General features: G+C 47.6%; 22 protein-coding genes and 2 tRNA genes. 16 read left to right on the top strand and 8 right to left on the bottom strand.

Going from position 1 to position 21,252, the window contains the following annotated elements; all coding sequences use genetic code 11:
* Nucleotides 1-14 precede the first annotated feature (14 nt).
* From ACR3I3_RS01210 to ACR3I3_RS01190, 5 genes are all read left to right on the top strand, one after another.
* Nucleotides 15-88 (top strand) — tRNA-Lys (locus ACR3I3_RS01210).
* 220 nt (nucleotides 89-308) lie between these two features.
* Nucleotides 309-1,271, top strand: a complete 963-nt coding sequence (locus tag ACR3I3_RS01205; protein WP_440952762.1) for a hypothetical protein — start codon at nucleotides 309-311, stop codon at nucleotides 1,269-1,271.
* 207 nt (nucleotides 1,272-1,478) lie between these two features.
* Complete coding sequence (locus ACR3I3_RS01200; RefSeq protein ID WP_440952761.1) at nucleotides 1,479-1,622, top strand: hypothetical protein; 144 nt, start codon at nucleotides 1,479-1,481, stop codon at nucleotides 1,620-1,622.
* Nucleotides 1,623-1,711: 89 nt separating this feature from the next.
* Nucleotides 1,712-1,785: transfer RNA gene (locus ACR3I3_RS01195), tRNA-Lys, on the top strand.
* A gap of 152 nt (nucleotides 1,786-1,937) precedes the next feature.
* Nucleotides 1,938-2,117 carry a ribbon-helix-helix domain-containing protein gene (locus ACR3I3_RS01190; RefSeq protein ID WP_440952760.1) on the top strand — a complete coding sequence of 60 codons (180 nt, stop codon included), beginning with the start codon at nucleotides 1,938-1,940 and terminating at the stop codon, nucleotides 2,115-2,117.
* A gap of 42 nt (nucleotides 2,118-2,159) precedes the next feature.
* On the opposite strand, the gene ACR3I3_RS01185 is transcribed toward ACR3I3_RS01190, so the two are convergent.
* Genes ACR3I3_RS01185 through ACR3I3_RS01175 form a run of 3 tightly spaced genes read right to left on the bottom strand, consistent with a single transcriptional unit; the run spans nucleotide 2,160 to nucleotide 3,930 of the window.
* A complete protein-coding gene (locus ACR3I3_RS01185; protein ID WP_440953718.1) occupies nucleotides 2,160-2,933 on the bottom strand; it encodes a sugar phosphate isomerase/epimerase family protein in 774 nt (257 codons plus the stop codon).
* Nucleotides 2,934-2,953: 20 nt separating this feature from the next.
* Nucleotides 2,954-3,394, bottom strand: coding sequence for an RNA-binding domain-containing protein (locus ACR3I3_RS01180; RefSeq protein WP_440952759.1), 441 nt, complete (start codon nucleotides 3,392-3,394; stop codon nucleotides 2,954-2,956).
* A complete protein-coding gene (locus tag ACR3I3_RS01175) occupies nucleotides 3,391-3,930 on the bottom strand; it encodes a dephospho-CoA kinase (RefSeq protein ID WP_440952758.1) in 540 nt (179 codons plus the stop codon). Before ACR3I3_RS01175 ends, ACR3I3_RS01180 begins: the two co-directional genes overlap by 4 nt.
* Before the next feature lie 163 nt (nucleotides 3,931-4,093).
* Between ACR3I3_RS01175 and ACR3I3_RS01170 the strand changes: the two genes are divergently transcribed.
* The 5 genes from ACR3I3_RS01170 (at nucleotide 4,094) to porB (ending at nucleotide 8,266) form a co-directional block, all read left to right on the top strand.
* A complete protein-coding gene (locus ACR3I3_RS01170; RefSeq protein WP_440952757.1) occupies nucleotides 4,094-5,050 on the top strand; it encodes a tRNA dihydrouridine synthase in 957 nt (318 codons plus the stop codon).
* Nucleotides 5,051-5,368: 318 nt separating this feature from the next.
* On the top strand, nucleotides 5,369-5,911 hold the full coding sequence (locus tag ACR3I3_RS01165) for a pyruvate ferredoxin oxidoreductase subunit gamma (RefSeq protein WP_440952756.1): 543 nt from the start codon (nucleotides 5,369-5,371) through the stop codon (nucleotides 5,909-5,911).
* Nucleotides 5,912-5,915: 4 nt separating this feature from the next.
* On the top strand, nucleotides 5,916-6,179 hold the full coding sequence (porD, locus tag ACR3I3_RS01160) for a pyruvate synthase subunit PorD (RefSeq protein ID WP_440952755.1): 264 nt from the start codon (nucleotides 5,916-5,918) through the stop codon (nucleotides 6,177-6,179).
* Nucleotides 6,180-7,394, top strand: coding sequence for a pyruvate synthase subunit PorA (gene porA, locus ACR3I3_RS01155; protein ID WP_440952754.1), 1,215 nt, complete (start codon nucleotides 6,180-6,182; stop codon nucleotides 7,392-7,394).
* A complete protein-coding gene (gene porB, locus ACR3I3_RS01150; protein WP_440952753.1) occupies nucleotides 7,391-8,266 on the top strand; it encodes a pyruvate synthase subunit PorB in 876 nt (291 codons plus the stop codon). The genes porA and porB overlap by 4 nt, the downstream gene beginning before the upstream one ends.
* Nucleotides 8,267-8,383: 117 nt before the next feature.
* On the opposite strand, the gene ACR3I3_RS01145 is transcribed toward porB, so the two are convergent.
* Nucleotides 8,384-9,769, bottom strand: coding sequence for an alanine/glycine:cation symporter family protein (locus tag ACR3I3_RS01145; RefSeq protein ID WP_440952752.1), 1,386 nt, complete (start codon nucleotides 9,767-9,769; stop codon nucleotides 8,384-8,386).
* A 133-nt stretch (nucleotides 9,770-9,902) separates the two neighbouring features.
* Between ACR3I3_RS01145 and nth the strand changes: the two genes are divergently transcribed.
* The 4 genes from nth (at nucleotide 9,903) to ACR3I3_RS01125 (ending at nucleotide 13,450) form a co-directional block, all read left to right on the top strand.
* Nucleotides 9,903-10,535: an endonuclease III gene (nth, locus tag ACR3I3_RS01140; protein WP_440952751.1), complete on the top strand. Its 633-nt coding sequence runs from the start codon at nucleotides 9,903-9,905 to the stop codon at nucleotides 10,533-10,535.
* A 145-nt stretch (nucleotides 10,536-10,680) separates the two neighbouring features.
* Nucleotides 10,681-11,430, top strand: coding sequence for a hypothetical protein (locus ACR3I3_RS01135; RefSeq protein ID WP_440952750.1), 750 nt, complete (start codon nucleotides 10,681-10,683; stop codon nucleotides 11,428-11,430).
* 119 nt (nucleotides 11,431-11,549) lie between these two features.
* The gene (gene dinB / locus ACR3I3_RS01130; protein WP_440952749.1) at nucleotides 11,550-12,644 is read left to right on the top strand and encodes a DNA polymerase IV; all 1,095 of its coding nucleotides are present in this window, start codon (nucleotides 11,550-11,552) and stop codon (nucleotides 12,642-12,644) included.
* An 83-nt stretch (nucleotides 12,645-12,727) separates the two neighbouring features.
* Nucleotides 12,728-13,450, top strand: a complete 723-nt coding sequence (locus tag ACR3I3_RS01125; RefSeq protein WP_440952748.1) for an AAA family ATPase — start codon at nucleotides 12,728-12,730, stop codon at nucleotides 13,448-13,450.
* Between the two features lie 25 nt (nucleotides 13,451-13,475).
* Here the strand turns inward: ACR3I3_RS01125 and ACR3I3_RS01120 are convergent, their stop codons facing one another.
* A complete protein-coding gene (locus ACR3I3_RS01120) occupies nucleotides 13,476-17,087 on the bottom strand; it encodes a hydantoinase B/oxoprolinase family protein (protein ID WP_440952747.1) in 3,612 nt (1,203 codons plus the stop codon).
* A gap of 55 nt (nucleotides 17,088-17,142) precedes the next feature.
* Between ACR3I3_RS01120 and ACR3I3_RS01115 the strand changes: the two genes are divergently transcribed.
* Nucleotides 17,143-17,661 carry a phosphatase PAP2 family protein gene (locus tag ACR3I3_RS01115; RefSeq protein WP_440952746.1) on the top strand — a complete coding sequence of 173 codons (519 nt, stop codon included), beginning with the start codon at nucleotides 17,143-17,145 and terminating at the stop codon, nucleotides 17,659-17,661.
* Here the strand turns inward: ACR3I3_RS01115 and purF are convergent.
* The 3 genes from purF to ACR3I3_RS01100 form a co-directional block, all read right to left on the bottom strand.
* On the bottom strand, nucleotides 17,652-19,082 hold the full coding sequence (purF, locus tag ACR3I3_RS01110) for an amidophosphoribosyltransferase (protein ID WP_440952745.1): 1,431 nt from the start codon (nucleotides 19,080-19,082) through the stop codon (nucleotides 17,652-17,654). The genes ACR3I3_RS01115 and purF overlap by 10 nt on opposite strands.
* A gap of 29 nt (nucleotides 19,083-19,111) precedes the next feature.
* Nucleotides 19,112-19,282: a 50S ribosomal protein L37e gene (locus tag ACR3I3_RS01105; RefSeq protein ID WP_440952744.1), complete on the bottom strand. Its 171-nt coding sequence runs from the start codon at nucleotides 19,280-19,282 to the stop codon at nucleotides 19,112-19,114.
* Between the two features lie 113 nt (nucleotides 19,283-19,395).
* Entirely contained in the window at nucleotides 19,396-19,614 is a 219-nt protein-coding gene (locus tag ACR3I3_RS01100) for an LSM domain-containing protein (RefSeq protein WP_091689548.1), read from the bottom strand.
* Between the two features lie 256 nt (nucleotides 19,615-19,870).
* On the opposite strand from ACR3I3_RS01100, the gene thiD reads away from it, so the two are divergent.
* A complete protein-coding gene (thiD, locus tag ACR3I3_RS01095; RefSeq protein WP_440953717.1) occupies nucleotides 19,871-21,211 on the top strand; it encodes a bifunctional hydroxymethylpyrimidine kinase/phosphomethylpyrimidine kinase in 1,341 nt (446 codons plus the stop codon).
* Nucleotides 21,212-21,252 lie beyond the last annotated feature (41 nt).

The following is a 21,252-nucleotide window of genomic DNA, read 5'->3' as shown; positions in this document are numbered from 1 at the left end:
CTCACATATGATGTGGGCCGGTAGCTTAGTCAGGCAGAGCGATGGACTCTTAATCCATCGGCCGAGGGTTCAAATCCCTTCCGGCCCGCTTTTTTCCAGTAATTTGTTTTTCACATTTTCAAGTACTTAGCTGAAAGTTTTCGTTTCTGATATTTGTTGATGTCGGAATTGCAACTTTTCTGAGTTCTTGGAATATTCCTCAATATGCACTACACATTCCCACATGCAAAATCTTTTTGTGTAGAATGTTCAATCATATAACAAAATAATTTTCTTTACAATATTTGGTTTACAACGTAGTGGTGTTCTTGAGTACGACAAAACTTATCCCGGCATTGAGACTCTGTGCACTTATATGCATTTTTTCTCTCGTATTTTCAATAGGAATTGTCAGCGGAGGATCTGAGCAATCCACTGGTTCCGGATGGGTGCAGATCCTTTTCGAAGATTCTGATTGCTGGGCAGGTGGCTATTCTGTTCAGCAGACCTCTGACGGAGGTTATGTAGTAGCAGGTTATTACAAGAACCATCCTGATCCACATTTAAATGAGTCTGAATATGCATCCTGGGTTGTGGAAGGAGCCTGCCTGGTCAAGATATATTCTAATGGCAGTCTCCAGTGGTTCAGGGTTTTCGATGCGGATTATAATGCATTTCCTCTTGTGGCCCAGTCTGTCCGACAGACTGCTGATGGCGGTTACATCATAGCCGGTACTTATGGGGTTGACGAACGTGATGTCTGGCTTATCAAGGCCGATGCTGAAGGGGAAAAGGAGTGGGACAAAACCTTTGGAGGTTCTGGCGATGATATGGGATTTGATGTTCAGCAGACTCTGGATGGCGGTTACATTGTTACTGGTTCCACATACTCATACGAGGAAGATATCTACCTTCTAAAGACCGATCCGGATGGCAATAAAGAATGGGATAACATCTTCGGTGGTCCTGAATATGCAGGTGGAAGGGCTGTTCTGCAGACCACGGATGGTGGCTACGTGATAGCCGGGGATAGCTGGCTTATCAAAACAGATCCCGAAGGTAATGAAGAGTGGAGTAGAACTAATTCTGGTGGACGTTCCATCTGTCAGACTTCAGATGGCGGGTATGTAATAGCCGTCGATAGTTATGATGTAGAGGTCCTTAAAATAGATAAGAATGGTAATGAAGAGTGGATCAAGGAATTCGATGACTTTGGTTCAGGGGGCTGTAATGATGTTCAACAGACCCGGGATGGCGGCTATATCCTGACAGGTTACTATCATGCCGGTTAGGACAACATCGATGCATTCCTCATTAAGACCGATTCCTCCGGAACCAAAGAATGGGATAGAACGTTTGGAGATTCCGGAGAGGATCGGGGGCTTTCCGTTGTTCAGACTTCAGACGGAGGGTATGTTCTCACTGGCACCACATATTCCTATGGCGAGGATGCCTTCCTGATCAAGACCGATCAATATGGCAATACCGGGGATGATAAAATGACTACTCCGCCAAGGAGTGTATCCCGCATGATGGATGTCATATCACTTGTCGGTTTCATGGTCATTTTCCTGGCGCAGATGCTGGCTGTTCCGCTTCTTATATTGCTGGTTCTCGCTTATCTGTGGAGGAGGTACAGGTGAACAGATGTTTAATAAAAGGGATTTAGTCCTCTTTCTTCCGAAACCTATATATGATGCAAATGCCTATGAAAGCCAGCTTTAATAGAATTGGGCCGGTAGCTTAGTCAGGCAGAGCGATGGACTCTTAATCCATCGGCCGAGGGTTCAAATCCCTTCCGGCCCGCTATCAATTCACGTCTTTTTCTGAATTCTATTTGAGAACTTGTCTTCTGTATCGGATAATGTTATAATGTTTATGATGTGTAACATATCGTATTGATATCCTATGTCATTGTATGGTGTAGCATATCACTTTCCATCTCAAAGGTGAGAACAATGCCAAAAGTAAGTGTTGATATTCCGCAGGAACTTCTTGACGACCTTAACGCCCATGTTGGGAATGACAAGAAGTTCGTCAGCCAGTCCGATGCCATAAGAACCGCCATCCGCAAGATGCTCGATATGATGGATGACATCGACCGGAGGCACGGAAGGCTGGAGAATGAAAAACGCTGATCGGTCTGAATATTAAATAGTAAAATTATGAAAGGTTCCGTCTCAGAGACATTTAAGGAACTCAAGACTTTCCTTTCCTTCTTCAAGGCTGCTCATCTCGGTGACGAGCCTGCCTTTGTAACCGGACAATCCTTTTTTCACAGCTTTCCAGTTGACAGAACCTCTGCCTGCAGGGAGGTGCTCATCCCTCTTGCCCATGTTGTCATGCAGGTGTACGTGTAATATCCTGTCCCTGCACTTTTCGAGGAATTCCTCAAGGCGTCCTGTTGTGTTCGCATGTCCCACGTCCAGCGTCATTCCGACGTTGTCGCGGTCTACCTTGTCCAGTATCCTCAGTATCTCATCGGGTTCCCTTCCGAATATCATCGGGAAATCCGGCATGTTCTCCACTGCAATGGCGATGCCGTGTTCATCAGCAGTATCACACAGTTCCTGAATGGAGCGGACGTTAGTCTCCCAGGCACGTTCCGGTATCTTCTTTCCATATGGTGAAAGGTATCCCGGGTGTACGACTGCAAGCTCCACAAGTCCTGAAGCCAGTGAAAGAAGGTTCTTCATCTGCCTGAGGACCTCTCCGTGTATTCCTGGATTGAGGCCTGCAAGGTTCATGTCCGAGAAAGGTAGGTGCATGGTAAGTTCAAGGTCAGTGGTCTCGAGCACTTCTCTTACCTGCGGAAGGTTCTCTTCGCTAAGGCACTGGGTGCCTTCCTGGACCATTTCCCAGCCTGTGAATCCGATGTCCTCGAGCTCATATACCCAGGAGAAAGGTTTCTCAAGGACTGCATTTGATGAGTAGCTTAATCTGCTGACGTCCATGTTCTCTTCGTCCGTGTATTTCAAAGTTCAGGCATTTCAGCCTCAAAAAGGACCACGCCGTCCTCGGTAGGCGGTGTGAGCCATTCTATAAGGATCTCCATGGATTCCGCATCATCTACCTCTATGTCAACGTGTATGGAGCCAAGAGGCTCTTCGATAGCAGGGAAGTTCAGCCTTCCTTTTGTTGCCACCTGCTTGTTGATAAGGAAAGATGTCCTTGTGGGGTCCTTATAACTACCTGCCTCCAGTCTGGTGCGGGCAGTATCAATGATCTCTTCCCTTCTGAAAAGGTCATGGATGTTCCTGAGGCTTTCAATGCCTCCGGTACCTTTAATGAACTTTCCTTCATCGTTGGTGAAGGTTTCCAGCTCGATCAGCGGGAACATTCTAAGGACCGCGTCTTCCACTTTATTCTCATCCTCTGTAGGGTTGATCATGGTAGTTACTTTTACTTCGATCATGCTTTCTCCAGAATTGCTTTGATCTCTTTCCTGAACTCATCGATGGTTCCGGTGTTGTCAATGGTGATATCTGATACCTTGATGGCTTCTGCAAGCCCCCATCCGAGTTCCCGCTCGTCCCTGACCTTTAACGCCTCTATATCGGTCATGTCATCGCTTCTGCCACGGTTTGAGACCCTTTCAAAGCGCATTGCCAGGGGAGCATCGATGAATACCAGAGTAAATTCCTCACCGAAATGTTCCTTGAAGAAGTTGACCTCAGCTATTCCGCGGACACCGTCAACTACAACAAGGTCTTTTCCTGCTGCCTCTATCTTAGGAACACAGCGTTTTGCAACAGCATCCATTCCTTCTTTTGCCCTCAGGTCGTTGGCCACACCTCCGGTGTTCACATCCGTAGGGTCAAGTCCTCTGGCCTTAACTTCGTCACGTATGACATCTCCCATGTTGACGACATCTATGTTCTGTTCCTTTACAACATCTGATGCCACGGATTTTCCTGCTGCCGGCATTCCGACAAAAGCTATGATCTTCATATTTCATGATCCTGTTGTGATTTTTAGTAATTAGGTAATCTGGTAATTAAGTAATGATTAAGGTGAGGTCGAACAGTCTGTCTTGTAATAGACGTATGTCTGAGGGGCTTATCAAGGTTTTGATTTTATATATTAGTATTTCTTTGAATGAACTGAGCTTAACATGAGACTGGGTGGCGTAGATCTTACAGGTAATCTTTTACTCGCACCGATGGCCGATGTGACGAATCTTGCCTTCAGGCTGATGTGCAAAAAATATGGTGCATCTCTGAGCTTCACTGAGATGATCAGCTCGGATGCTGTTGTACACGGGAATGAAAAAACGTTCCTCCGGGGTATGACCTGTGAGGAAGAACGACCCTTTGGGGTCCAGTTGTTCGGTAACTGTCCTGAGACCATAACTTCCGCAGCACTTTCCATCGAGGAAATGTTCGAACCGGAGATAATCGATATAAATCTTGGCTGCCCTTCCCCTGCTATCACGAATGCAGGGTGCGGCTCTGCGTTGCTTCGGTCTCCTGATGTTATCAGCAGTATCTTCTCCAGCCTCTGTGAGGATGTGAGGACTCCCGTTACTGCAAAGATACGTATCCTTGAAAACATGGAAGCAACCCTTGATATTGCTTGCCGGCTGGAGGATGCCGGTGTCTGTGCGATCACCGTCCACGGCCGTACAAGGGAGCAGGGGTATCAGGGAGTTGCAGACCATAGTTATGCAAAACGGATCAAAGAGGAGGTATCTGTCCCGGTCATTGCAAATGGTGATGTGAGGGACGGAGATTCTGCAAAGCGTATACTTGAATATACGGGCTGTGATGGTCTCATGATCGGGAGGGCAGCTATGGGTGATCCTCATATATTTTACCGGATCTCCCGCTACCTTGAGGATGGTGAGGTCATTGAGTTTGGTTGTGAGCAACGCAGGGATGATCTTCTGGAGTACATAAGGCTCCTGGAGAAGTTCGATCTGGTGGATCATGTGAACATGAAGGCACATTCCCAGTGGTTCACCCGGGGGCTGAGGGGTAGCAGGGGTATTCGCCTGGGAATGGGCAATGCAGATTCTCACAGTTCTCTTATGGACTGTATCCGGAATATGTGCGGAGACTTTGAGGAATGAGTTTTGCACATATGTGCATCAATTATGGTGTGCGTCTTATGTTAATGTTTTCTTGAACAATCTGTCATTTTTCAGTTTGTATTTTGCCGTCTATTTACCGAAAGACTAAATAATAATTAGGATTGTACACAATTAAACATTGCATTTAGACTGCTATATATATTTTTGGCTGTCATTGCATGTAGAAATCAGCTATATCCCAGAGGTTAGGTCCTTGTGGCGTCAACTTCGTTTCCCTGTTGGACCATGTCCCGGAACGAGTTTGGTAGCTGTCGTTTATCGAACTATTATACATTTACTGTCTTACGGAGAATACGCATGAAAGAAATACGAATACACGGTAGAGGCGGACAGGGCTCAGTTACTGCTGCTGAACTGCTTGCAGTCGCAGCTTTTGAGGATGGTAAGTTCAGCCAGGCTTTCCCTGCTTTTGGTGTGGAGCGCCGTGGTGCACCTGTTCAGGCATTTACCAGGATCAGCGATGAACCGATCAGGCTCAGGGCACAGATCTACGAGCCGGACTATGTTATCGTTCAGGACCCTACACTTCTTGAAGTTGTCAGTGTCGAGAGCGGTGCTAAAGAGGGCGGCATCATCATTGTGAACAGTGACTTTGACCCTGAACATTTCGACCTTGACACCAAAGCAAAGATCATGACCGTAAACGCTACAAAGATCGCTCTTGATGTCATTGGCAGGCCTATTGTGAACACTGTTCTGTTAGGTGCTTTTGCCGGAGCTACCGGTCTTATCAAGCCGGAATCCATCAAGAATGCTGTCATGCACCGTTTCCCCGGCAAGGTCGGTGAAAAGAACGCAGAGGCTATCCAGAAAGCCTACGACATGATGAAGGAGGCCTAAAATAATGGCAACTATTCCACCAGGAGGCGTTTGTGCTCCGGGTTCCACCATTGTTAACAAGACCGGTGGATGGAGAACATTCAAACCTGTTTATGATTATGACAAATGCATCAAATGCAAGCTCTGTGAGCTCTTATGTCCGGACGCTTCGATCGATCCAAGGGACGATGGCTTCTTTGAGTTCAACTATGATTTCTGCAAGGGATGCGGTATTTGTGCTAACGAATGTCCAAAGGACGCTATTGAGATGGTTCTGGAGGAGAAATAAATGCGCCGTAATTATGAAGAAGACAAGAAGAACATGGTCGTTGTAGAAGGTTCCTATGCGGTCGCAAGTGCTGTAAAGTCATGCAGACCAAATGTGATCTCTGCATATCCGATCACACCACAGACCCATATCGTAGAAGAGCTTTCCCAGTTCATTGCTGACGGTGAGATCCCAAAATGTGAATACATAATGGTAGAGTCCGAGTTCTCCGCACTTTCCGCACTGGTCGGTTCATCCGCTGCAGGTGCAAGGAGTTACTCCGCAACAACCTCCCAGGGTCTTGAACTTATGCACGAAGTTCTGTTCAACGTCTCAGGTATGAGGTTACCTATTGTAATGACCATTGCGAACAGGGCAGTCAGTGCACCTATCAACATCTGGAACGACCAGCAGGATTCCATCTCCCAGAGAGACACCGGCTGGATCCAGCTCTATGCAGAGGACACACAGGAGATCTCCGACATGACCGCACAGGCATTCAAGATCGCTGAGGATCCGGACATCCTGCTTCCGGTAATGACCTGTATGGATGGTTTTATCCTGTCCCACGTCTACGAACCTGTCGTCCTTCTTGATGATGATCTTGTAGCAGAATACCTGCCACCGTTCGAGCCTGAGTACAAGCTTGACCCGAAGAACCCTAAGACCTTCGGCGCATTCGCAGATCCTGACTCATACACTGAGTTCAGGTTCCTCCAGCAGCAGGCAATGGACAAGGCATTGAAGAAGATCGAGGACGCTGCTGCTGAGTTCTATGATATCTTTGGAAGGTACTATGGTGGCCTTATAGACACCTACGAGACAGATGATGCAGATATCATCCTCATGGCAATGGGTTCCATTGTCGGTACCATCAAGGATGTTGTTGACAAGCTCAGGGCAAATGGTGTCAAGGTCGGTCTGCTGAAGGTAAGATCATTCCGTCCGTTCCCAACCGAAGCTATCAAGAACGTTATCAAGGATGCTAAGGTCGTTGTCGCACTCGACAAGAACATCTCCATCGGTCTTAACGAGGGTGCACTGTTCACAGAGACCAAGGCAAAGATGTACAACACAGACGTCAATGTCCCGATCATCGGCTATATGATCGGTCAGGGAGGTCGTGACATCCCGATGAGCACAATTGAGTTCATCATTGACGAGGCAAAGAAAGTAATGGATTCAGGTATCACTGTCGAAAGCCAGTTCACTGACCTGAAGGAGGAATTGTTATGAAATCACTGTTAGCTCCAGGACACAGGGGATGTGCAGGTTGCTGTGACGCAATGGCTGCAAAGTTCACTCTCATGGCAGCAGGTGAGGACTGTATCGTTGTCAGTCCTACCGGATGTCTTGAGGTCATGACAACCCCATATCCGGAATCCTCATGGGAGGTTCCATGGATCCACTCACTCTTCGAGAACAACGCAGCAGTTGCATCCGGTGTAGAGGCTGCTCTCAAGGCAAAGGGCGAGATGGGCAAGACCAAGATCATCGCAATGGGCGGTGACGGTGCAACACTCGATATCGGTATGCGTTCAGTGTCCGGTGCATTCGAGAGAGGACATGATTTCACATTCGTCTGTATCGACAACGAAGCATACATGAACACAGGTGTTCAGAGAAGTGGTGCAACACCATTTGCAGCAACCACTACCACCAGTCCTGCAGGTGAGGTCTCCTTCGGTAACATCCGTCCAAAGAAGAACATGCCTGCGATCATGGCTGCACACGGTTCACCATACGTTGCAACAACTTCCATCGGATATCCAAAGGACATGATCAGGAAGGTCAAGACAGCAGTGGACGTCGAAGGTCCTACCTACGTGCACGCACACGCACCATGTACAACCGGATGGGGATTCGACACTTCCAAGACCGTAGAGGTCGCAAAGATGGCTGTTGAGACATGCCTCTGGCCACTCTATGAGATGGAGAACGGTGAGATCACCACAGTCAAGAAGGTCAGGAATCCAAAACCTGTAGAAGATTACCTCAAGATGCAGCGTCGTTTCAAGCACCTTTTCACAAAGGAAGGCGGAGATGAGATCATCAAGCAGATCCAGGCGCTCGCTGACGAGAACATTGAGAAGTTCGGGTTACAGTAAACCCGAAACTCATCTCTTTTTTATTTTTATTTATTTTATTTTTCTGATCATTCCTTTGCATATACCTTATTGCTATTCACTGCTCATGACCTGATAGCCTATGGGGTAGCTTTTGCTTTATTCCTCGAGACCATCGAAGTATTTCCGCGTCTCCTTCACGATGACCTTGCGAAGCGCCAGAATTGCTATCAGGTTGGGTATGACCATCAGTCCGTTAACGATGTCTGCAAGAACCCAGATGGTGTCCAGTGTCAGGTACACTCCACCTCCCACAAGAGCGATGTAGGCGATCCTGTAAGGCATGATCCCCCGGACACCCACAAGGAACTGAACACATCTTTCACCGTAGTAGTTCCATCCGAGTATGGTTGTGAATGCAAAGAACATCAGTCCTATGCCAACGATATAGGAGCCAATGCTTTCCATCCCTGTGGAGAATGCATAGGAGGTCATGTAGGCACCTTCATATTCACTTGTCCAGGCTCCTGTCATCACAAGGACGATACCTGTCATAGTACAGATGATTATGGTATCGAAGAAGGTACCTGTCATGGATATGAGGCCCTGCTTTGCAGGCTCCCTGATCCTTGCAGCAGCTGCAGCGATGGGTGCACTCCCAAGTCCGGACTCATTGGAGAATACCCCTCTTGCAATCCCCATCTGTACAGCCAGTATCATGGTAGACCCGAGGAATCCTCCTGCTGCAGCCGTTGGTGTGAATGCTGAGCGTATTATCTGTGAGACCGTAGATGGCAGCAACTCCAGATTCAATATTATTATGATCAGGCATCCAAGTACATATGCCACAGCCATGAAAGGGACCAGAATCTTCGCCACCTTTGCAATGTTCTGGATGCCTCCGATCGTTACCATGGCTACCAGCACCGTGATCACAATTGCCGTGTATAGCGGGGGTACATTGAGCGTAATGGATGCAGAATCAGCTATGGCATTGACCTGCGGGAAAATGCCTATCCCAAAGAATGCAACTCCGACGCCGCTAAAGGCAAAGAAGATCGCAAGTGGTTTGCTGTAGGGCCTGTCTGATAGTCCTTTTGTGATGTAATGCATGGGCCCACCAGCCATCTGTCCGTTCTCGTCCACAGTCCTATACTTCACCGCGAGCATGCATTCGGCATACTTTGTTGCCATCCCGAAGAAGGCTGCCAGCCACATCCAGAAAAGTGCTCCCGGTCCACCGGCCTTTATGGCGGTGGCGACACCAACGATGTTCCCTGTTCCTATCGTTGCTGCAAGGGCCGTTGTGAGAGCTGCGAAACTTGAGATATCACCTTCGTTGTCATTGTCCTTTGGGTCAGGTCTGATCACATAACGTAATGCCAGTGGTAGCCGGAATACCTGTATGAGGCCCAGACTGATCGTGAGGTATATTCCTGTCCCCACAAGGAAAAGAAGGAGTGGAGGTCCCCAAACAAGGCTGTCAATGGTCTTCAGGACACTTAGCATGTCAGTTCCTGTGTTGAACAATTCGGGAAAGGCCATGTTATTCCATATTATCTCTTTATTTATTTCAATGTGCTTCCACGGTAGGTCAGGAAAGTTAGTCTCCTGAAATGGAACTCTTTTTCAGGAAAACGTTTTGTATTGTGCTAACAAAATACCTGTGAGGATCACAATGGACAATACTGAGAACTTCGACCAAATATGGTCCCTGCTGAAAAGAGAATATCCTGATCCACAGCCCGAACTTGACTACACCAACGAGTTCGAGCTCCTGATCGCGACAATCCTTTCAGCACAATGTACGGATGCGCAGGTGAACAGGGTGACAGCTGAGCTTTTCAGGAAGTATCCGGATGTCGGGTCGCTTGCAGCTGCCGATATCAATGATCTGGAAAAGGAGATCTATTCGACCGGCTTCTATCGTGCAAAGTCAAAGAACATCAAGAAAGCATCCCAGTTGATCATCTCTGAGTTCGGAGGCAAGGTTCCGGATACCATGGAGGACCTGACATCCCTGCCCGGAGTTGCAAGGAAGACTGCCAACATAGTGCTTGCAAGGGGTTTTGGTAAAGTGGAAGGTGTTGCCGTGGACACTCATGTGAAAAGGGTTTCCGGCAAGCTCGGGCTGACAGAGAACACCGATCCGAAGAGGATCGAAAAGGACCTCATGAAACTTGCAGAACAGCATGAATGGGATGACCTTTCAATGACCCTTATCCTTCACGGCCGTCGTGTCTGCGATGCGAAGAAGCCGAAGTGTGGGATGTGCGTGGTGGCAGAGTTGTGTCCTTCAAGGATTGATTGATTGATTGATTGATTGATTGATTGATTGATTGATTGATTGATTGATTGATTGATTGATTGATTGATTGATTGATCGATCTATAAACTTCTTTCTGCATCTAAGCATTTAATACATTTAAAAATCAAAGTAATTAGGAGTGAAATATATGGATAATCGTTCAAAATATATCTTATTTGGATTCGGTCTTGTTCTGGCATCGGCCATCATCCATCTGGCGCATTATCTGGTATTCCATGATTCGCACCACATCTGGATCTATCTTGTCGGAAGGATCGCCTTTGTACCCATAGAAGTGCTGCTGGCATCACTGATCATCCATCACTTCCTTGAGAGTATCGAGAAAAAGCACCGTGAGGAAAAACTGAACATGATCATCGGGAGCTTCTTCAGCGAAGTGGGTACCAAACTTCTTGCGGTGATCTCTGATGCAGATCCTCATCTTGACAAAGTGAGGGATAAATTTGTCATAGAGAATGACTGGTCGGACAGTGAGTTCGATGAACTTGAGAATTTCCTTGGACACTATGATTATCAGGTCGATGTAAGCAAGATAGATCTTGTCTCATTCTCTTCATCACTGGTCGCAAAAAGGGAGTTCATGTTATCCCTGCTCCAGAATCCGGCGATGTTCGAGCATGAGTCTTTCACCGAGTTGATCCGCGCTGTCTTCCATATGCTCGAAGAGTTTGACTACAGGGAAGACCTTTCAGCCCTTCCGGAAACCGACCAGATGCACCTCTCAGGTGACATCAAGAGGGTATACAGCCTGCTGACACGCGAATGGCTGGAATACATGGAGTATGAAAAGGCCAATTATCCTTTCCTTTTCTCACTGGCAATGAGGACAAATCCTTTCGATGAGGATGCAAGTGTGGTAATTGAAAATAGATCCTGAGAAGTTTTTCTGAAACTTCTCATTTTGATATTCTTTTTCCATTGATTATTTCACTTTTGACTTACTTTCACTCCACTTGCCAAATCCTTAATACTGATCTTCTAGATATTTGGTTTACAATGTCCCGGATAATCCTCCATGTTGATATGGACTACTTCTACGCAGCCATCGAAGAGCGTGAGGACCCTTCTATCAAAGACAGGGCCGTTGTTGTCTGCATGTATTCCAACAGGGGTGAGGAAGGAGGTGCTGTAAGCACCTGCAATTACATTGCCAGGGAAGCAGGGATACATTCTGCCATGCCATGCCGACTCGCGAAGTCCATCAAACCGGATGCGGTCTACCTGCCGGTCAGGAAAGAGTTCTACACAGAGGTGTCGGACCGTATAATGGAGATCCTGAGGTCATATGCCGATGGTGATGGCGAACTTTTTGAAAAGATAAGCATCGATGAGGCCTTCATTGAGATAACTGACGGGGCAGGTGGTGACTTTGACAGGGCTGAGGAGATCGCAAAGCGTATCAAAGCGGACGTAAAAGGGACAGAGGACCTTACATGCTCGGTGGGCATCGGTCCGAACAAGATAATTGCCAAGATGGCATCCTCTCGGCAGAAACCGGATGGTATAACTCTCATTCGTGATAGCGAGGTGGGGGATTTTCTTAAGGAAATGCCGGTATCAAAGCTCTGGGGCATAGGAAACGTAACGGAAGAGAAGCTGTCCGAAATGGGCATTGAGACCGTGAGCCAGCTTGCAGAGTGCGATGTGCAGGAGCTTATAGAGGCTTTCGGAAAGACCCGTGGCACCTGGTTGAAAATGGCAGCATCGGGTATCGATGACAGTCCTGTAAAGGAGAAGACCGCCTCTGACCAGATAGGCAGGATGGCCTCGCTGATCCATGATACCCGCAAGAGGGATCTTGTGATGTCCCTGCTGGACGAACTTGTGGTTGATGTTTTCGGAAAGGTCCGGGGACGGAATGTGTCTTTCAGATCGATCACTGTTACGGTCATCCATTCCAATTTCAGGACCATCACCAGAAGCCGTACATTGAGCCACCCTGTTGCAGAAAAAGAAATTCTGCTGGATATCTCGCACCAGATCATGGATGAGTTGCTGGATAGCAGTACCCTCAATCTTAGGCGTATAGGTGTGCGTGTGGGCAGCCTTCAGGAAAGCAAGGGGCAGAAGACGCTGGCAGAGTTCTTCTGATCTTGATCTTCAGTCATCCTGTATTTGCTTCTTTAAGACAATGATAGTTCAATTTAAAAATAGTTTGTTTCGGGATAATTATTATGTTCTTAAGGACAATTTCATTAAGGGATTCTATAGAAGTCGATAACAGCACATATCCTTTCACAATTCCTGTTATCAGGAACTTCCGGGAACTCGAACTGACAGGCAATGTGACGTTCTTTGTAGGCGAGAACGGTTCCGGCAAGTCCACAATGCTGGAGGCCATAGCTCATCAGGCAGGTTTCAATACTGCAGGGGGAAGTCGAAATAACCTTTATGATGTCCAAAGGTCCGGTTCGGTTTTCGGTGAACACCTCCGATTCTCATGGATGCCTAAGGTAACAGAGGGCTTTTTCCTGAGGTCGGAAACTTTCTACGATTTTGCATCCCATATCGATGAGCTCCAGAAGATCGATGGCAGGGCTTATGACGCCTATGGTGGCAAGTCCCTTCATGAGCAGTCCCACGGAGAATCGTTCCTTTCCCTTTTTAACAACAGGTTCGGGAACGGGATGTATCTGCTGGATGAACCTGAGGCTGCCCTCTCTCCGTTGAGGCAACTGTCCCTCCTGAAGATTATCCATGATATGGAATCAAGCGGCAAGGCACAGTTCATAATTGCCACACATTCTCCCATATTAATGGGGTACCCTAACTCCTGCATACTCGATTTTGATGGCGAACGCATAAAGGAGGTCGAATATGAGGATACCGACCACTACAATATCACAAAGGATTTCCTTAATGCAAGGGAACGATATTTCAGGGAACTTTTCCGTTGAAGATACTTTTCCCTTGGTTGTGGTCTCATCTCAATTTCCCGAAACCTCCGCCTCCGGGTGTCTCTATCACGAAGACGTCCCCTTCATCCATATCTACCTCGGCGGTTCCTTCGATATTTTCGGTATTCCCATTTTTCCTTATCACAAAGTTCCTGCCACATTTTCCACTCTCTGCACCGTTCATTCCGAAAGGAGGATATTTCCTGTGTGAGGAAAGGATGGCAGCCTTCATCTTTTCAAGTAACCGTACCCTGCGTACAACACCATTGCCGCCTGTGTATCGCCCCTCGCCTCCGCTTCCCTTCCTTATTGAGAATTCCTCAAGCAGCACCGGAAATCGCAGTTCCAGCACCTCAGGGTCGGTTATCCGGGAATTGGTCATGTGGGTCTGCACGGCATCTGTCCCGTTAAAGCCGTCTCCTGCACCGGACCCCCCACAGATCGTCTCATAATACTGGTATTCATGGTTGCCGAAGGTTAAATTGTTCATTGTACCCTGGGATGCTGCCATTACTCCAAGCGCAGCGTAGAGGGAATCAACAATGTATTGCGAGGTTTCGACATTTCCTGCCACCACAGCAGCAGGAGATGACGGGTTCAAAAGGCACCCTTGCGGTATGATGATCGCAAGAGGTCTCATGCACCCTGCATTTAGCGGGATGTTCTCTTTTACCAGGGTGCGGAACACATAGAGAACAGCAGCCCTGCAAATTGAGGCAGGTGCATTGAAATTGCTTTCCTGCTGTGATGAGGTGCCGGTAAGATCGATGGTAGCTGAGCGTTTCTCATGGTCGATGGTAATGGTCACACATATCTGGCTGCCGTCATCAAGTGTGTATGTGAAGGCTCCATCGTGGAGCACCCCGATTACCCTCCTGACAGCTTCCTCAGCGTTGTCCTGTACGTGCTGCATGTATGAACTGACCGTCTCAAGTGAATATTTATCAACCATCTTCTCAAGCTGTTGTATCCCTTTCTCATTGGCAGCCACCTGTGCCTTGAGGTCTGCTATGTTCTGCACGGGATTGCGTGCAGGTTTATCGCCGGATCTCATAAGTTCCAGAACCTCATGTTCCCGGAATTTGCCTCCGTCCATCAGTTTGAAGTTCTCGATCAGGATCCCTTCTTCATATATCGTTTTGCTCTTTGGGGGCATGGAGCCGGGTGTAACTCCACCGATATCCGCATGGTGACCACGGGATGCCACATAGAACTGCACTTCTTCTTTTTTGCAGAAGACAGGTGATATGACTGTGATGTCGGGAAGATGCGTACCTCCTGCATAAGGGGAATTGAGCATCCAGGCATCCCCTGATCTCATACTACCTTTAGCTGACCGGATAGTGGCCTTGACAGCTTCCTCCATGGATCCAAGATGGACCGGAATGTGGGGTGCGTTGGCTATGAGGTTGCCTTCATTGTCGAAAATGGCACATGAGAAGTCCAGCCGTTCCTTGATGTTTACAGAGTGGGCAGTGTTCTGCAATCGGTATCCCATCTGCTCGGCAACAGACATGAAGCGGTTGTTGAACACCTCGAGCATTACCGGGTCAGCATCTATTCCAATGGCAACACGTTCTGCCCGGGGTTCGCTGCGTGTAAGGACGATGTGGTCAAGAGGTGTGATCTCAGCTTTCCACGATGGTTCCACAACAATGGTCGTTGTGTTCTCAATTATAAGTGCAGGTCCTGTCACCACATGACCCGGTTTCAGGCATTTCCTAATGAAGACAGGTGTTCGGTGGTATTTTTTGCAGGTATACATCTCAACGGTGGTCTCACAGCAGCATTCCTCTGTTACTGTCCCGTCAGCTAATATCTCTCCCGGGATCTCATTCAGTTTTATGAGTTCCAGTGTTATACTGGATACTACAAGTTCCCGGTCTTCCATTACAAAACCGAACTGCTTCCTGTGAGCTTCCCGGAAGTTTTCCCTGATCTGCTCCATTTTATCGAAAACGATCTCAAGGGAAGTGTCCGTGCCACTGTATCTCACATGGAGCTTATGTTCGAGAACGAGGTCTTTTGAGATCCCCTTTTCTTTCATAGCAGCGATCCCGTCGGTCTTCATCTCATCGAACAGCTTTCGGATATTATTGATCGTGTACTCAGTAAGTTCCTGCTCCACAGATCTTTCGAGTATCATCCTCTGGTCTGCCAGCCCCATTCCATAGGCGGACAACACTCCTGCATAGGGGTGAATGAAGACCCGTGACATTCCAAGGGAATCTGCAACAAGGCATGCATGCTGTGCCCCTGCGCCTCCGAAACAACACAGTGTGTAATCCTTCAGGTCATAACCTCTCTGGATAGATATCCTCTTGATGGCATTTGCCATGTTCTCGACAGCAACTGTCAGGAAACCTTCTGCAACTTCCTCGGGAGTTATGTCTTTCCCTGTATCTTCAGACACTCTCTCTGCAAGCAAGGCAAAATCGGATCGAACCACACCGGCATCCAGTGGGAGTTTCCCTGATTTCCCGAAGACCGACGGGAAGAATTCGGGGATGATCTTTGAGAGCATTACGTTGCAGTCTGTGACCGTAAGGGGTCCTCCTTTCCTGTAACATGAGGGTCCGGGATCAGAACCTGCGGAATCCGGTCCCACCTGGAACCTTCCTTCCTCAAAGTGCAAAATGGACCCTCCGCCGGCTGCAACGGTGTGGATGTTCATCATGGGTGAACAGAGGTGTATCCCTGCAACTTCGTTCTCAAAGGAACGTTCGTATTCCCCGTCATAATGTGCTACATCTGTGGATGTTCCACCCATGTCGAAACCGATTATTTTATCGAACCCTGCCATTTCGGAGACCCTTGCAGCCCCGACGATGCCTCCTGCAGGTCCTGAAAGAATGCTGTCCTTTCCCCTGAAAGACATCGCATCGGTCAGTCCTCCATTGGACTGCATGAACAATAATCTTGTATCATTGCTACTGGCATTCAGGACAGTAAGTATCCTGTTCACATATCTCTGCAGTACCGGTGAGAGATATGTATCCACCATGGTGGTCTCCCCACGACCTATGATCTTTATCAGGGGACTCACTTTATGGGAAAGGGAGATGTGTTCAAAACCGATCTCCTTTGCTATTTTTTCAATGAGAAGCTCGTGTTCAGGATACCGGTATGAGTGCATAAGCACAACTGCAAGTGAACGTATGCCGCTTGCATAGATGTCTTCGAGTTCCTTTCTTGCTTTTTCTTCGTTAACAGGTACCAGTTCCTCGCCTTTGGAGCTGACCCTCTCCTCCACTTCGATGGCCTGCTCATAGAGGACGCTGGGCAGTTCGATGTCCAGTGAAAATATCTCCGGCCTGTTCTGGTAACCGATCCGCAGGGCATCCCTGAAACCTTTTGTGATCACAAGTGCGGACCTTTCACCCTTCCTTTCCAGGAGGGCATTGGTTCCCACAGTTGTCCCCATCTTAATGCACTCGATCTTTTCCGTGGGCAGTTCATCGTCATTTTGAATGCCAAGTATCCGGCGTATGCCCTGTATTGCTGCGTCATCGTAGTGTTCAGGGTCTTCTGAGAGCAGCTTGTGCGTTACAATGCTTCCGTCCGGTTGTCTGGCAACAACGTCGGTGAATGTGCCTCCTCTGTCGATCCAGAACTGCCATTTGTTATTTTCGGACATGTCGGGGAATCTCTGTTGCAAAAATGTTTATCCTATACAGTTCCTACAATTATTTATGTCGTTCTCATCCCTGGAGCTTCAGGTAGTTGAACTGCTGAACTCTTTTCCGGCATTGGACCCTCTTATGGTGTTCCTTTCCGTCATAGGGCAAGGTCCTTTGTGGGCATTGATAGGGCTCTGTCTTTTCATTTACAGTTCAAGGAGGACTGCGATCTATTATGGCATGACCGGGATCTCTGTATGGGTGGTATGTACCGTTCTTAAATCGGTCTTAATGGTTCCCAGGCCTGAAGATATTCGCTTTGTGGTTGAAGCAACAGGCTATTCTCTTCCAAGTACTCACTCTGCAATGGCATTTGCGACAGCAATGTTCCTGCATTCAAAGGCAGGAAGATACAGTCCCTTTCTGTGGACAGGTGCTTTGCTGATGGCTATAAGTCGTGTGTTTGCAGGTGTCCATTATCCGTCGGATGTGATCGCAGGAGCTCTGATTGGTATGATCATGGGATATGCATGGATCAGGATAATACCTGTTTTAGATGGATATCTTGAAAAAATAATGGATCAGGATTGATCCTCTTCCCCGAACTCATCAAGGCTGAGCTGCTTGCGGTGGCATATCTCGCCGGGGATCTCCACAGGATAAAGCTCGTTAAGACATCCAAGACAAAGCTCATTCCTGTCAATACCAATTGCTTTGACAAGGCCGTCTATACTAAGGTATCCGAGTGAATCTGCAGTAATTGCTTCTCTTACCTTGTCAACTGATTGTTTTGCAGCTATGAGCTCTTCCCTTGAGGCCATATCAATACCCATGTAGCATGGGGCAATGATCGCAGGACTTCCGATCCTTGCGTGTACCTCTTTTGCACCTGCTTTGCGTACCATCTCGATAATACGCCGGGAAGTTGTTCCGCGTACGATGCTGTCGTCAATGAGAATTACCTTCTTATCCTTAAGGTTCTCTGAGATCGTGTTCATCTTAAGGCGTACAGCAGTTTCTCTCATTGCCTGTCCCGGAATGATGAATGTTCGTCCTATGTAACGATTCTTCATCAGGCCTTCCTGGTAGTTGATGCCGGACTCTTCTGTATACCCGATCGCTGATGTGATGCCTGAGTCGGGCACAGGGGATACGATGTCAGCTTCCACGGGATGCTCCTTTGCAAGCTCCCTGCCGATCCTTTCACGGACCTTGTAAACGAGCTGCCCATCAATAATGGAATCCGGCCTTGCAAAATAGATGTATTCAAAAACGCAGTGTGCAGCGTTCTTTTCGTTGAACATCTGGTAACTTTCAAATCCTTTGTCTGTGATCTCAATGACCTCTCCGGGTTTTACATCCCTTATGAGTTTACCGTTGAGGGTATCAATTGCCACACTCTCTGATGCGACCACATATCCGCCGCTGATCTCGCCTATGCATAATGGCTTGAATCCAAGGGGGTCCCTGGCAGCAAAAAGCCGGTCATCGATCATAAGGGCAAGTGAGTAGGATCCCCTAAGTCTTGTCATAACGGCTTTGATAGATTCGATCGGGTCATGTTTTAGCAACTCTTTGACGAGAAGATGCGCTATGACCTCGGTATCGGAATTAGTTATAAAAATACGCCCTTCGGACTCAAGTTCATCCCGAAGTTCAGCCCCGTTCACAAGATTGCCGTTGTGTGCAATGGCAACGTTACCACTCTTGTAATTGACCATTAGAGGCTGACAGTTCTCGATCTTTGAATCTCCGGTGGTGGAATATCGAACATGGCCAACACCAATGTTACCTTTGAGCTTCAGAAGATCATCTTTGGAATAGACTTCCGGAACAAGGCCCATTCCTTTGATGGACTTGACCGTGTTATCGGTCCTGACCGTTATTCCGGTAGATTCCTGCCCTCTGTGCTGTAATGCATAAAGGGAGTAGTATATTTGAAGTGAAGCGGGTTTATCCTGCGCATCCGCATCATGCATCAACACACCAACAACGCCGCATTCTTCTTTCATTTATACTCCGATTGAAAATTAGTCTCTTTTTAGTATTTGCACTTTCTCTGCCACTGGTAGCTTCTCATGCGTGATGTTCTTCCGAAACCGCATGATGTGCACTGTTTTGTATGGATGTTGAGTGAAACGCTTCCACAGCGTCTGCATTTTGCATGTGTGCGTTTTTGTCTCTTACCCATTGATGGAGTACCTTTTGACATCTCTTGATCACCTTTTGTAAATATTTAATGTAATATGTCCAGTATATCTCAACTGTTGTTAGCTGTAATTATATTGGTAGGTTTATCCCTGATGCACCTATTATTCTTATAGGTTACGGAGACACATAGACTACGTTATCTCCTCTGATCACAACACCACCGATCTTGCGCACGACCTCGCCTTCGCTCAGTTCTTCTGCTTCTTCAAGTACAAGGTTCATGTGTACGTCATATCCCTGAAGGATGCCTCTAAATTCCCTTGTGCCCTTTAACCTGACAATGACGGATGTGTTCAAAGCATCGTTCAATATATCCAGAGGTCTGTTTCCCATTATTGATCGCCCCTAATGCATTATGTGATTTAGATAAGCTATGTTGGTCCCGAACTTAATAAGCTTTTAGTTATTGCTTTAGTTCCTGATTTGATTCTCCATTGTTGCAAATACTCTATATAAACCTATCGAAGACCGGCCATATATTCACATCTCTTTAAAATTTGTTCCATTATTCCTCATGTAACCACTTGTTTTTTATTCAACAAGCCCAATCTTGTGTTTCATGATCACAGAAGGCAGTAAAATGGACGAGATGGACATAATACCAGTTGTATTGACTATCGCCGGATCCGATTCAGGCGGGGGGGCAGGTATCGAGGCTGACATCAAGACCTTTGGTTCATTATATGTACACGGCACATGTGCCATAACCTCTGTAACCTCACAGAACACCACCGGCGTAAAGAGTGTATACGACCTGCCACCTTCGGTGGTCTCTGACCAGATCGATGCTGTCTGCACCGATATGGACATAAGATGGGCAAAGTCCGGGATGCTTTCATCTGCCGACATTGTCAGGCAGGTGGCACAAAGCGTGAAAGAATACGGACTTCATATCATAGTGGACCCTGTAATGGCCGCAGAGGCCGGAGGCGACCTCCTGAAAGAAGATGCTGTTTCCATCCTGAAAGAAGAGCTTCTCCCTGTAAGCTATGCCACTACTCCTAACATCAGTGAGGCACAGGTACTTTCCGGTGTCACCATAAATTCACTTGAGGATGCAAAGGAAGCTGCCAGGGCAATTGCTGCACTTGGCGTAAAGAACGTGATTATCACAGGCGGGCATTCCGATGGTGTGGACCTGGTATATGAATCTGAGAACGATCTCTTTTCAGAGGTTCCGGGAAGGCTCCTGGAAGGAGGCACGCACGGTTCAGGATGCACCTATTCATCAGCACTCACAGCTTATCTTGCAAGAGGCCATTCCATTGTGGATGCTGCCATCAATGCAAAGGAATTCGTTGAATATGGGATTCTGTTCAGCAGGGACATCGGCAAAGGCGTATCTCCTGTGAACCAGATGGGATACATGCAGATGATGGCAACAAAGGATGAAGTGCTTGCCAACACCGAGGAAGCTGTAAGTATGCTTGAGAACAACCCCAACTTCGGAAGGCTTGTCGCGGAGGTCGGCTGTAATGTAGCAATGGCCCTCCCACACGCAAGGAAGGTATCCGATGTTGCTGCTGTGAACGGCAGGATCGTCAGGCTTCAGGGCAGGCCAAAGGTAGTGGGTTGTGTAGGCTTTGGCGCAAGCAGCCACGTTGCAAGGATCGTACTTGCCACAATGGAGTTCGATCCCGACATCCGTGCATCTGTCAACATAAAATACTCCCAGAACGTGCTGGCCATCTGTGAAGACATGGGTCTTACGATGTCCTCGTTCAGCCGTGCAGAAGAGCCGGAACACACCCATACCATGGACTGGGGTGTGACCTATGCAATTGATTCCTATGGGAGGGTCCCTGCCATAATCTCCGATGCAGGAGGCATGGGAAAAGAGCCAATGGTCCGTGTCCTCGGAAGAGATGCAATAGAGGTTGCAAGCATCGCACTTGAGATCGCAGACCGTCTTGCAGAGATGGAGGGCTAAGTCTCCTTTCCCTCTTTCAATTTCTCTTTCCTCTTTGTCTT

The sequence above is a fragment of the Methanococcoides mangrovi genome (assembly GCF_052057775.1).
Classification (GTDB): Archaea; Halobacteriota; Methanosarcinia; order Methanosarcinales; family Methanosarcinaceae; genus Methanococcoides.
Note: the sequence above shows the minus strand (reverse complement) of the source record. Positions and strands in the feature narration are given on the sequence as shown.

What these genes read in the sequence shown, in the direction of transcription:
- ACR3I3_RS01200 (WP_440952761.1), top strand. Translation starts at nt 1,479, where the DNA reads ATGACTACTCCGCCAAGGAGTGTATCCCGCATGATGGATGTCATATCA.
- ACR3I3_RS01190 (WP_440952760.1), top strand. Translation starts at nt 1,938, where the DNA reads ATGCCAAAAGTAAGTGTTGATATTCCGCAGGAACTTCTTGACGACCTT.
- ACR3I3_RS01185 (WP_440953718.1), bottom strand. Translation starts at nt 2,933, where the DNA reads ATGGACGTCAGCAGATTAAGCTACTCATCAAATGCAGTCCTTGAGAAA.
- ACR3I3_RS01180 (WP_440952759.1), bottom strand. Translation starts at nt 3,394, where the DNA reads ATGATCGAAGTAAAAGTAACTACCATGATCAACCCTACAGAGGATGAG.
- ACR3I3_RS01175 (WP_440952758.1), bottom strand. Translation starts at nt 3,930, where the DNA reads ATGAAGATCATAGCTTTTGTCGGAATGCCGGCAGCAGGAAAATCCGTG.
- ACR3I3_RS01170 (WP_440952757.1), top strand. Translation starts at nt 4,094, where the DNA reads ATGAGACTGGGTGGCGTAGATCTTACAGGTAATCTTTTACTCGCACCG.
- ACR3I3_RS01165 (WP_440952756.1), top strand. Translation starts at nt 5,369, where the DNA reads ATGAAAGAAATACGAATACACGGTAGAGGCGGACAGGGCTCAGTTACT.
- porD (WP_440952755.1), top strand. Translation starts at nt 5,916, where the DNA reads ATGGCAACTATTCCACCAGGAGGCGTTTGTGCTCCGGGTTCCACCATT.
- porA (WP_440952754.1), top strand. Translation starts at nt 6,180, where the DNA reads ATGCGCCGTAATTATGAAGAAGACAAGAAGAACATGGTCGTTGTAGAA.
- porB (WP_440952753.1), top strand. Translation starts at nt 7,391, where the DNA reads ATGAAATCACTGTTAGCTCCAGGACACAGGGGATGTGCAGGTTGCTGT.
- ACR3I3_RS01145 (WP_440952752.1), bottom strand. Translation starts at nt 9,769, where the DNA reads ATGGCCTTTCCCGAATTGTTCAACACAGGAACTGACATGCTAAGTGTC.
- nth (WP_440952751.1), top strand. Translation starts at nt 9,903, where the DNA reads ATGGACAATACTGAGAACTTCGACCAAATATGGTCCCTGCTGAAAAGA.
- ACR3I3_RS01135 (WP_440952750.1), top strand. Translation starts at nt 10,681, where the DNA reads ATGGATAATCGTTCAAAATATATCTTATTTGGATTCGGTCTTGTTCTG.
- dinB (WP_440952749.1), top strand. Translation starts at nt 11,550, where the DNA reads ATGTCCCGGATAATCCTCCATGTTGATATGGACTACTTCTACGCAGCC.
- ACR3I3_RS01125 (WP_440952748.1), top strand. Translation starts at nt 12,728, where the DNA reads ATGTTCTTAAGGACAATTTCATTAAGGGATTCTATAGAAGTCGATAAC.
- ACR3I3_RS01120 (WP_440952747.1), bottom strand. Translation starts at nt 17,087, where the DNA reads ATGTCCGAAAATAACAAATGGCAGTTCTGGATCGACAGAGGAGGCACA.
- ACR3I3_RS01115 (WP_440952746.1), top strand. Translation starts at nt 17,143, where the DNA reads ATGTCGTTCTCATCCCTGGAGCTTCAGGTAGTTGAACTGCTGAACTCT.
- purF (WP_440952745.1), bottom strand. Translation starts at nt 19,082, where the DNA reads ATGAAAGAAGAATGCGGCGTTGTTGGTGTGTTGATGCATGATGCGGAT.
- ACR3I3_RS01105 (WP_440952744.1), bottom strand. Translation starts at nt 19,282, where the DNA reads ATGTCAAAAGGTACTCCATCAATGGGTAAGAGACAAAAACGCACACAT.
- ACR3I3_RS01100 (WP_091689548.1), bottom strand. Translation starts at nt 19,614, where the DNA reads ATGGGAAACAGACCTCTGGATATATTGAACGATGCTTTGAACACATCC.
- thiD (WP_440953717.1), top strand. Translation starts at nt 19,871, where the DNA reads ATGGACATAATACCAGTTGTATTGACTATCGCCGGATCCGATTCAGGC.